The organism is Nocardia sp. NPDC002869 (assembly GCF_046764065.1).
Lineage (GTDB): Bacteria > Actinomycetota > Actinomycetes > Mycobacteriales > Mycobacteriaceae > Nocardia > Nocardia rhamnosiphila.
Genome location: NZ_JBKOOL010000020.1, coordinates 45,001 through 54,361, shown reverse-complemented (window position 1 = coordinate 54,361; position 9,361 = coordinate 45,001). Strand labels below are relative to the sequence as shown.

The following is a 9,361-nucleotide window of genomic DNA, read 5'->3' as shown; positions in this document are numbered from 1 at the left end:
GGTGAACTGGCCAGTTCACCGGACCCCGTACTCGTATAGGCGGTGTGTCCCTCCCGCACGGGAGCGGCGGCGAGCGCGACTCGGCGATCAGCCCGACACACGCGCTGCGTTTCGGAATGGAGCGAATCCTCGACGGTGTCGCCGATCTCATCGTCCGGCGCGGAACCGGGACCCCGCAGTAGATTCGACCGATCCGGCGCTGCCGAGGAGCGCGGAGTGCGCGGCGGCGAGGCGTTCGGTGTCCTCACGCCGGGTGTGATCGCCGGATACCCGGTCGGCCCATTCGAGTAATCGATGCAGGTGGGGATCGGTCGCGGGGGTGTGGATGTGCGGGGTACCGGCAGTGACCTCACCGGTGGTTCCGTCGATGGCGATAAGGGTGCCTTCGGGGAAGGTGTTCTCCGGTGTTCGTATCGACGTGGCGTCGACCGAGAGGCCGGTGACCCGCACAACGGCGGGTTTGCCCAGGGCCCGGGCGACGACGGCGGCGTGGCAGGCGGGTCCGCCGCGGGTGGTGAGGATTCCGGCTGCGGCCGCGAGGCCGGGCATATCGTGCGGGGAGGTATCGGGCCGCACCAGGATGACCGGACCGGCGGCAGCCATGCGGACCGCGGCGCCGGAGGAGGTCGCTATGCGGCCGACCGCGACACCCGGGCAGGCGCCCAGTCCGCGGACGAGGAGGTCTTCCGGGCTGTCGAGAACCATTCGCGGGGTACGAGCGTGCCGAAGCTGCTGCGGGGTGATTCGCAACAGCGCCTCCCGCCGGTCGATGAGTCCTTCGCCGGCGAGGTCCACCGCGAGACGGACTGCGGCGCCGGCGGCCACCTTGCCGCGGTGGACCTGCAGGATCCAGAATTCGCCTGCTTCGACGGTGAATTCGAGACAGCACGAGTCGCGGACGTGTGCTTCGACCCGAGCCAGCGCCGCGACCAGACAGGACCATACGGCCGGCTCCCGCGCGGCCAGTTCGTGCAGCGGCAGCGTCGGCGATCGCCCGGCGACCACATCATCGCCCTGACCACCGAACAGAACATCGCCGAAGGGCACCGGTTCGCCGGTGTTGGGGTTGCGGCTGAACGCGACACCGGCACCGCTGTGGTCGTCACGATGCCCGTACACCATCGCCTGCACGGTCACCGCTGTCCCGAGGTCGGACGGGAGATCGTGGATCGCGCGGAATGTCCGCGCTCGCGGTGTGTCCCAGGAAGAACACACCGCGGCGATCGCCAGCTCCAACTGCCGGAACGGACGGTGCAGGACTTGCTGCCCGGCGTGCCGGGAGATGACGTCCTCGGCAGCTCGGATCGCGTGGTGGATGACTGTGAGCCCGCCGGCGTCCTGGTGGATCGCTCGGTCCGCACCGGAGTTCGTTCCGGCTGCACCGGCGATGGCGGACGCGAAGCTCGACAGGAATCGCAGCCGGGTGGCCAGGGCGAACCCGGGATCGCCGGTCTCTGCGGCCAATCCGCATGCGGCCCCGGCGGTGAGTCCGAGGTTGAGCACGGTATCCATCATGCCGGGCATCGACACTGCCGCACCGGAGCGAACAGACACCGTCAGCGGCTTCTCGGTGTCGCCGAGCCGGCGGTGGGTGGCGGCTTCGAGGCCGGCGAGGGCGGCGGCGAGCTCGGAATGGAAGCCGTCGGGAAAGTGTCCGTCACGCAAGAAGGCGCGGCAGACCTCGGTACCGACGACGAAGCCGGCGGGAACGGGCAGACCCAGGCGGCGCAGCTCGATGAGCCCGTGCGCCTTGGCGCCCAGGACTTCCGCCGGTTGTTCGGTCGCCGCGGCCAGCGGGTGGATGTATCGCATCGTCAGAATCTCGGAATGCCCAGGGTCACCAGGAGATCTTCGTGCAGCTGGAACCACACTGTGTGATACGACGAGGTATCGGTCGCCACGTACTCCGTCTCGCCGGCCCGAGCGCGCGCGAGCGCGTCGGCGAGACGGGGACCGTATCGCCGGAATCGGGGCAGAGCCGCCGACAGATGCGCGCAGATGCGCTGCGCGCGCCTGTCCAGGTCGGTCAGCCGATCGAGAATGCGGGCGTCGTAGCCGGGATCGGTGTGGTCGTTCGAGGTCACGATCCCCTGTGCGGAGCGCATCTGCCATGCCGTGCACAGGTCGAGCATTTCCGGGTTGAGGGTGAGAAAGCGGTGGTACGCCGCGGTGACGGCGTCGCCTGTTTTCGTGGTGCCCAGCTCGTGGGCGATCTGTTCGGCGTTCAGCACCCGTCCGGCGTCGGTCGGGCCCCACCCTCCGAAGTCACCACTCGAATGCGTGACGAGGCCGTTCGCGGACAGGGCAATCAGCTCTGCTTCGACCACACGTTCCGGTATCCCCGTCGCTGCCGCGAGCCGGGCGACGCCGGCATGACCGATACAGCGCAGGGAATGAAGTACGAGCCGGCCGGCATCGGCCGGACCTCGTGATGCGGGGGGCGTCATGACGGGGCTCCCCGCATCGGACGAGTGGTTTCCGGATTCTCGCCGGCCCGGTCGGCGAACCGCTGCTGCGCCGCTTGCCTGGATACGCCGAGGTGGGTGCCGATCTCGGCCCACGACAGGCCCGCCCGCCGCGCCCGGCCTACGACATGGTCGAGTAGGCGGTCGGCCACCTGCAACCAGTCCGCCCCGTTCGACGCCGCTTCGGACAGCCGTTCCAGGGCGTCACCGGGGTAGGCCTGGTCGATCGTGGCGACCACGCTACGTAGCGGCAGTTGACTATCCATTCGTCAACTTTAAGTTGACGGAGATCCCGCCGTCAACCGAACGTTGACGAGTGGTTGATTCCGAAATCGGCAATCGAAACAACTCACAATTTCTAATTTGATAATCGTGGCGTGTCGCGGCGCGAGCTGTGGATCAAGTGGTGTGAGTCGACCGACACAAGAGGGCGGCCGGTATCGGCGAGAAAGGCCGAAGTGTCAGCGGCGGACAGGGTTCAGACCATGGGCGCGGGGACCGCGGCGATCAGCCCACCATCCACCAGCACATCCTGGCCGTTGATATAGGACGCCTCGTCCGACGCCAGAAAAGCGACCGCGGCGGCGATATCCGCCGGGGAACCCAACCGTGCCGCGGCCACCGACGAGATCGCGGCGGCCTGCGCCTCCGCCGAGACCTCGGCCCGATACGAAGGAGTGTCGATATAGCCCGGGCTGATCGAATTGACCCGGATCCGGCGCGGGGCCAGTTCGGCGGCCAACGCCTGCGCCAGATTCCGGACAGCCGCCTTGGTCGCCGAATACAGTGCCGCCGCCGGGACACCGCGGTGCACCGCCCACGACGAGTCACCACGATCGCACCGTGATCGGGAACCAACGGCAACGCCTTCTGAACGGTGAAGAAAACACCCTTCAAGTTCGTGCCGATCACACGATCGAAGTAGTCCTCGGTGATGTCGGGCACCGGGCGGAACGCGGCGGTCCCGGCGTTCGCGAACACGACATCGAGCCGGCCGAAGCGGGAACGCGCCGTATCCACGAGCGCATCGAGGTCGGCCGGATCCGCGACATCACCCTGTACGGTGACCAGTCGGTCACCGGCGTCCAGTTCCGCCGCGGCGGCATCGAGGCCCGCCCGGGCGCGGCCGGTGATGATCACCCGCGCGCCCTCGTCGAGCAGTCGGCGCGCGGTCGCCAGACCCATACCGCTGCTACCACCGGTGACGAGCGCGGTCCTACCGTCGAAACGAAAACGAGCACTGGACATCACAGAACCTTTCCCACGGAGCGAATGGTTCGATGAACATCCAACCGGATGGGAACATTCCGGCGCCCACCGCGCCGCTCACGACCCCGCTACGCGAGCCAGTTCCTCACCTCCGCCGCAGGCCGGATGACCGCCGCGGCCATCGACCTCGATGGCCGCGACACCAAACGCTATCCGGACATCGTCGCGCGCATCGCGGATATGGCAGGCGACAACAGCGCACCGTGACAGGCGGTGGCCCGGCCCACCGCCCGCATCAGCGACTCCGGGGCGCAGTGCAGCCGAGTACCGCGAACTCGGCCGCACCCGCCGCGGCGGAACTCCCGCCCGCCAGCACCAGCGTCCGGGCCCGCTGATACCCGCACCGCGCCGCCTCGAAAGCGGCCGCCACCGCCGGCAACAACTCGGAACTGCCCAGCGCAGCGGCGCGGTCGACGATCGCACCCGCCACCGGATCACCGGCCACTGCCGTCCGAGCCGTCACCAGATGCTCCCACGCCGACGGCCTCGGCACGCAACGCGAAATACCAGTGCCGCCACACCCACACGACCCGCTGATCCATCTCGTCCGGGTCGGCCGCCAACCCCGACAGCGCCTCGGCGGCCCGCCCCTCGTGCAGCAACACCACCGCATCGAACACCGCGCGGTAGGCGACCTGCTGCCTCCGCCGAGGAGCGGGCCGCGATGAAGGAGCACGTGCAGGAGCTGAAGACCGCGGCCCGCCGCGGCTCCCGCGCCGCCAAGGCCGACGGCGAAGGCGACGTGCTCGCCAAAATCGCGGAGATGTCGGAGAACGACCGCGCTCTGGCCGAACGGATCCACGCCCTCGTCAAGACCAGCGCACCGGCGCTGTCCCCGAAGCTCTGGTACGGCATGCCGGCCTATGCCAAGGACGGCAAGGTCGTCTGCTTCTTCCAGAGCGCGGCCAAGTTCAAGGCCCGCTACGCCACCCCCGGTTTCAACGACTCGGCCAACCTGGACCACGGGGCCCTGTGGCCGACCGCCTTTGCGCTGACGAGACTCACCCCGGCCGACGAGAGCCGGATCGGTGAACTGCTCGCCAAATCGGTCGGCTGAACTATCCGAGGCCTGACTGTCCCACCGTGGCGGCGGGCCACGGACAACGTGACAGCCCACCCGAGCGCAACACTCGGGTGGGCTCTCCCCCCTGTTCGTTTTTGGGTCGCTTTTTGAGTCAGGTTGGGTGTGATGAATTGGACATGTTTAGATGCGCATATCTACGTATCCTTCTTTAAATGCTGGGATGCGCCGCGGCGAGTGGTTCGTGCCGATGGCTCCGCGTTCAGGTGGTCGGACCCGCATGGTCGGTAGACACGCTAGATGATTGATTCCAAGGGGTGGGACGGTGGTCGAAGGCGGTAGCGCCCCAGTTCGGCCGGTTCGCGGCCTCTTGGACGGCCCACCGGTTGCTATCGGAACATATAGCGCTCCAGCCGTGCGCGAAGCGGACCCGGTATGACTACCAGGAGCGGGTTAGAGGGAGTCGATCCAGCGTTGCAGGCGGCGGCCCTCGGTGGCCATCAGCTCGGGCTCGCGGAAGGTGTTGGTCAGCACCGAGATCCCCTGGTATGCCGCGATCAGCGCGACGGCCAGCTCGCGCGCGTCCTGTCCGTGGCCCATCTCGCGGAACTGCCGTTCGGCCCAGTCGACCAGGCTGCGCATGTGCTCGGCCAGTTTGCGGTCCAGACCGTCGGCGCGCTTGTCCAGCTCCGAGGCCAGCGTGCCGGTGGGGCACCCGTACCGTGCCGCGAGGTCGCGCTGGTCGACCCAGCCGCGGACGAGCGCCTTCAGCCGCTCGCGGGGGGTGGGTAGGGTGTCGAGGTCGGCGAGCAGTGCGCGCAGCGCCTCGCCGTGGGTGCCGATGGCGGCCTCGACCAGTTCGCCCTTGGTCTTGAAGTAGTAGTAGACGTTCCCGATCGGTACGTCGGCGGCGCGCGCGATATCGGCAAGCGTCGTCTTCTCGACCCCCTGCTCGTGCAGGACAGTGGCCGCGGCGGCGGTGAGCCGTTCCCGCTTACCCGGCGTCGACGTTGGTGAGTGAGTCACCTGACTAAGTGTAGACAAGCCAGTGCGGGTCGGCTAGCGTGTCATGGGTAAGTCAGTCAACTAACTAATTGCATGCGAGAGGTACACGATGATCGTGGTAACGGGCGCGACCGGAAATGTCGGCGGCGAGCTGGTTCGGATCCTCACAGCCGCCGGCGAGGACGTAGTCGCCGTATCCCGCCGCCCCGGGCCGCTGCCGGACGGTGTACCGCACCGGTCGGCCGACCTGGGCGACCCACACGGTCTGCGGACCGCGTTCGAGGGAGCCACCGCCTTGTTCCTTCTTGTCGCCGGCGATGATCCGGCGGCGATCCTCGGTGTCGCCGAGGAGAAGGGTGTCCGGCGGGTCGTTTTGGTGTCGTCCCAGGGCGTCGGCACCCGACCGGCGGCGTACGGCCATGCAGCGGCGTTCGAAGCCGCGGTGCGCGACTCCGGGCTGGACTGGACAATCCTGCGCTCCGGCGGCCTCGACTCCAACGCCTACGCGTGGGCCGAGTCCATCCGCGCCAACCTCACCGCCGCCGCGCCGTTCGGCAGCATCGGGCTGCCGACCGTCGATCCCGCCGACGTCGCCGCGGTCGCCGCAGCGACGCTGCGCGAGGACAAACATGCGGGCCGGACCTACGAGCTGACCGGCCCGGAGCTGGTCACCCCACGTGACCGGGCCGCCGCAATCGGCGCCGCGCTCGGCACACCGGTGCGCTACGTCGAACAGACTCGCGACGAGGCGCGTGCCCAGATGCTCACATTCATGCCCGAACCGGTCGTCGACGGCACCCTCGCCATCCTCGGCGACCCGCTGCCCGCCGAACAGCGCATCAGCCCCGACGTGGCACACGTCCTCGGTCGCGCCCCGCACACCTTCGCCGACTGGGCCACCCGCACCGCCGCCGCCTTCCGATGAAACCCACGGTCCAGGCGTTCCTCACCGAGCCGCGGATCGCGACCTTCACCACGATCCGCGCGGACGGCACACCGCACGTCGCACCGGCCCGGCTCACCTGGGACGACCCGGCGAGCACGGCCCGCCGGTACCACCGACGCTATCGCTGTGCCCCGCCCGACCCCGCCGGTCGCGTCGTCATCGAGATCGCGGTCGATCGCATCCTCACCCTCGACCTCTGAAGGATATCCATGCCCGACACCCACATACTCGACTCGACCATGCACCATCGCGAGACCGGCACCGGCGCACCGATCGTGTTCCTGCACGGCAACCCGACCTCGTCGTACCTGTGGCGCAACGTCCTGCCCATCGTCGGCCCCGGACGGCTGCTCGCCCCGGACCTGATCGGCATGGGTGAGTCGGGCAAGCCGCCGATCGACTACACGTTCGCCGACCGCGCGGTACCTGGACGCCTGGTTCGACGCACTCGGGCTCGGCAAGGTCGTGCTCGTCGGACACGATGTGGGGCGGTGCGCTCGCGTTCGACTGGGCAGCCCGCCATCCCAGCCGGGTACGCGGGGTCGCGTTCACCGAGACCATCGTCAAACCGATGAGCTGGGACGAGTTCCCCGAGGCCGGCCGGGACCTGTGGCAGGCCATCCGGACCATCGGCGTCGGCGAGTCCATGTTCCTGGACGACTCGTTCGTCCAGGACGGCCTGCGCGCTTCTTGCACCCGGCCACCTTCAGCGCGCGGGTCTGCCGATCGAGGTTCTGGTCGCGGGTCGAGACGCGGGCGTACCCGATCAAGGCCCCTCCCCCGCCGATCGGATCCAGGGCATCGCCGTCGAGGGAAAGTGGCTCGAGCGCATCGGTCAGGGCAGCAGGCAGTAGTTAGATGCGCATATCTAGATATCGACAGATTAATTAATCGTTGGTGGCAGGCGGGTGTGACGGACACCCCAGCAGTTCCAGTAGCCCGAATCGACCGACGAGACCCGATCTGTTCGCCACCCACGGCACGCGCCTTTCCGGGAGGCACAGGCCCGGCACCTGCCACTCCCCCCTTGCACCCGGCCGAGGCCGCTGGGGCGGGATACGAACGGTCCGGACCGAATCCGATGCCGCGCCGCTAGTCTGGTGCGAACGCCGCGAGACGGAGACGAACAGAGGACAGGAGACCGATCCGATGGGTCCGGTGAACCGTCGACGATTTCTGACCACCAGCGCGGTAGCCGCCGGCGCTGTCGTCCTGGGAACAGGACGAGCCGGTGCGCGCCCCGCGCCCCCGGTCGAGGTCGCCCCGCTGGGTGCCGGCTTCCTGTGGGGGGTCGCCTCTTCGGGATTCCAGTCCGAAGGACATGCGCCGGACAGCAACTGGACCCGTTATATCGCGGCCGGGAAAACCGAGGACCCGTATCTCGACTCGGTCGATTTCTACTCGCGCTACCGGTCCGATATCGCCCTGGCCGAACAACTCGGGGTGCGCGCCTACCGGATCGGTATCGAATGGGCCCGGGTACAACCGCGTCCGGGCGAATGGGACGAGGACGGTTTCCGGTTCTACGACGAGGTCGTCGAGGCCATTCGCGCGGCGGGGATGCGCCCCATGCTCACCCTCGACCATTGGGTCTATCCGGGCTGGCAGGTCGATCGCGGCGGGTGGCGGCGCGCCGGAATGGTCGAGGACTGGCTCACCAACGCCCGCCGGGTCGTCGACCGGTACGCCCGGTTCGAACCGCTGTGGATCACCTTCAACGAGCCCGCCGCCTACCTCATGAACGAGGTGCGTCACGGCGGGATCGGTGTCCCGGATATCCCGGCGATGCAGGACCGGCTGGCCGACGCCCACAATGCGATCTACGACCACATCCACCGAGTACAGCCGGGGGCTATGGTGAGCAGCAATGTCGCTTATATCCCCACCGCCGAAGACGCCGTGAACGGCGCGTTCATCGGCCGGGTCGGCGCGAAACTGGACTACATCGGGATCGACTACTACTACGGGTTCTCCCCCGCCGAGGTTCTCGCCCGGATCCCCGACCCCGGCAAGATGTGGACACTGTCGCTGCAATCGGAGGGTATCTACTACGCGCTCGATCACTATGCGCGGCGCTTCCCGGGCAAACCCCTCTACATCGTGGAGAACGGGATGCCGACCGAGAACGGGCACCCGCGGGCGGACGGCTACCTCCGCGCCGACCTCCTGCGGGACACCGTGTACTGGATACAGCGCGCGGCGGCCGACGGCATAAATGTCATCGGATACAACTACTGGAGCCTCACCGACAACTATGAATGGGGCTCCTACACACCGAGATTCGGGCTGTACACCGTCGACGTACTCGGCGATCCCGCCCTCACCCGGCGGCCCACCGACGCCGTGGCCGCCTACACGGCCCTCACCCGGCGCGGCGGCGTCCCCGGCGATTACCGGCCGACCCGCGCGCCGGCCGCCTGTTCGATCGTGGACGGACTCACCAGCTGCACCGATCAGGTCACCGTGCCGCGCTGATCCGCGCACGGCGACCTGATCGGCCGGGGCGATACCTCGCCGGGTAGTTCGGCCGACCTCGACGGGCCGCGCCGCTGTTCCGTCCGGTTTCGCGGCCGGGTTCGGTCGTCCCGGGCGCGTCGCCGCCGAGCGTTCGCCGGCGAACGCGATCACCGCCGACAGCGCGGACAGGTCGGCGAT

General features: G+C 68.5%; 13 protein-coding genes and 1 pseudogene. 6 read left to right on the top strand and 8 right to left on the bottom strand.

The genetic code is table 11. The annotated features are described in order from the left end of the window. Nucleotides 1–147 precede the first annotated feature (147 nt). The 4 genes and pseudogenes from ACLML9_RS06330 to ACLML9_RS06315 all read right to left on the bottom strand — a co-directional run bounded on the left by ACLML9_RS06330 (nt 148) and on the right by ACLML9_RS06315 (nt 3,650). Nucleotides 148–1,812 (bottom strand): pyruvate, phosphate dikinase, encoded by a 1,665-nt coding sequence (locus ACLML9_RS06330; protein WP_411944594.1) that lies wholly within the window; start codon nt 1,810–1,812, stop codon nt 148–150. Between the two features lie 2 nt (nt 1,813–1,814). Then, nucleotides 1,815–2,447, bottom strand: a complete 633-nt coding sequence (locus ACLML9_RS06325; RefSeq protein WP_411944593.1) for a MarR family transcriptional regulator — start codon at nt 2,445–2,447, stop codon at nt 1,815–1,817. Beyond that, nucleotides 2,444–2,731: a hypothetical protein gene (locus ACLML9_RS06320; RefSeq protein WP_411944592.1), complete on the bottom strand. Its 288-nt coding sequence runs from the start codon at nt 2,729–2,731 to the stop codon at nt 2,444–2,446. The genes ACLML9_RS06325 and ACLML9_RS06320 overlap by 4 nt, the downstream gene beginning before the upstream one ends. A gap of 212 nt (nt 2,732–2,943) precedes the next feature. After that, a pseudogene (locus ACLML9_RS06315) lies at nt 2,944–3,650 on the bottom strand (SDR family NAD(P)-dependent oxidoreductase). A 111-nt stretch (nt 3,651–3,761) separates the two neighbouring features. On the opposite strand from ACLML9_RS06315, the gene ACLML9_RS06310 reads away from it, so the two are divergent. Then, complete coding sequence (locus ACLML9_RS06310; protein WP_411944591.1) at nt 3,762–3,941, top strand: hypothetical protein; 180 nt, start codon at nt 3,762–3,764, stop codon at nt 3,939–3,941. Nucleotides 3,942–3,969: 28 nt separating this feature from the next. On the opposite strand, the gene ACLML9_RS06305 is transcribed toward ACLML9_RS06310, so the two are convergent. Together ACLML9_RS06305 and ACLML9_RS06300 are read right to left on the bottom strand one after the other, a co-directional pair. Continuing rightward, on the bottom strand, nt 3,970–4,197 hold the full coding sequence (locus tag ACLML9_RS06305) for a hypothetical protein (RefSeq protein WP_411944590.1): 228 nt from the start codon (nt 4,195–4,197) through the stop codon (nt 3,970–3,972). Beyond that, a complete protein-coding gene (locus ACLML9_RS06300) occupies nt 4,169–4,354 on the bottom strand; it encodes a hypothetical protein (RefSeq protein ID WP_411944589.1) in 186 nt (61 codons plus the stop codon). The genes ACLML9_RS06305 and ACLML9_RS06300 overlap by 29 nt, the downstream gene beginning before the upstream one ends. Before the next feature lie 44 nt (nt 4,355–4,398). On the opposite strand from ACLML9_RS06300, the gene ACLML9_RS06295 reads away from it, so the two are divergent. After that, entirely contained in the window at nt 4,399–4,791 is a 393-nt protein-coding gene (locus ACLML9_RS06295; RefSeq protein ID WP_411944588.1) for an iron chaperone, read from the top strand. Between the two features lie 417 nt (nt 4,792–5,208). Here the strand turns inward: ACLML9_RS06295 and ACLML9_RS06290 are convergent, their stop codons facing one another. Beyond that, a complete protein-coding gene (locus tag ACLML9_RS06290) occupies nt 5,209–5,781 on the bottom strand; it encodes a TetR/AcrR family transcriptional regulator (RefSeq protein ID WP_411944587.1) in 573 nt (190 codons plus the stop codon). Nucleotides 5,782–5,869: 88 nt separating this feature from the next. Here ACLML9_RS06290 and ACLML9_RS06285 point away from each other — a divergent pair, with 88 nt between their 5' ends. From ACLML9_RS06285 to ACLML9_RS06275, 3 genes are read left to right on the top strand one after another with little or no spacing between them, the layout of a single operon-like run. Beyond that, nucleotides 5,870–6,685 carry an NAD(P)H-binding protein gene (locus tag ACLML9_RS06285; protein ID WP_411944586.1) on the top strand — a complete coding sequence of 272 codons (816 nt, stop codon included), beginning with the start codon at nt 5,870–5,872 and terminating at the stop codon, nt 6,683–6,685. Further along, nucleotides 6,682–6,906: a pyridoxamine 5'-phosphate oxidase family protein gene (locus ACLML9_RS06280; RefSeq protein WP_411944585.1), complete on the top strand. Its 225-nt coding sequence runs from the start codon at nt 6,682–6,684 to the stop codon at nt 6,904–6,906. The genes ACLML9_RS06285 and ACLML9_RS06280 overlap by 4 nt, the downstream gene beginning before the upstream one ends. Before the next feature lie 9 nt (nt 6,907–6,915). Beyond that, nucleotides 6,916–7,281, top strand: coding sequence for an alpha/beta fold hydrolase (locus ACLML9_RS06275; RefSeq protein ID WP_411944584.1), 366 nt, complete (start codon nt 6,916–6,918; stop codon nt 7,279–7,281). On the opposite strand, the gene ACLML9_RS06270 is transcribed toward ACLML9_RS06275, so the two are convergent. Then, complete coding sequence (locus ACLML9_RS06270; RefSeq protein ID WP_411944583.1) at nt 7,270–7,476, bottom strand: recombinase family protein; 207 nt, start codon at nt 7,474–7,476, stop codon at nt 7,270–7,272. The genes ACLML9_RS06275 and ACLML9_RS06270 overlap by 12 nt on opposite strands. A 379-nt stretch (nt 7,477–7,855) precedes the next feature. Between ACLML9_RS06270 and ACLML9_RS06265 the strand changes: the two genes are divergently transcribed. Further along, complete coding sequence (locus tag ACLML9_RS06265) at nt 7,856–9,181, top strand: family 1 glycosylhydrolase (RefSeq protein ID WP_411944582.1); 1,326 nt, start codon at nt 7,856–7,858, stop codon at nt 9,179–9,181. Nucleotides 9,182–9,361: the final 180 nt, after the last annotated feature.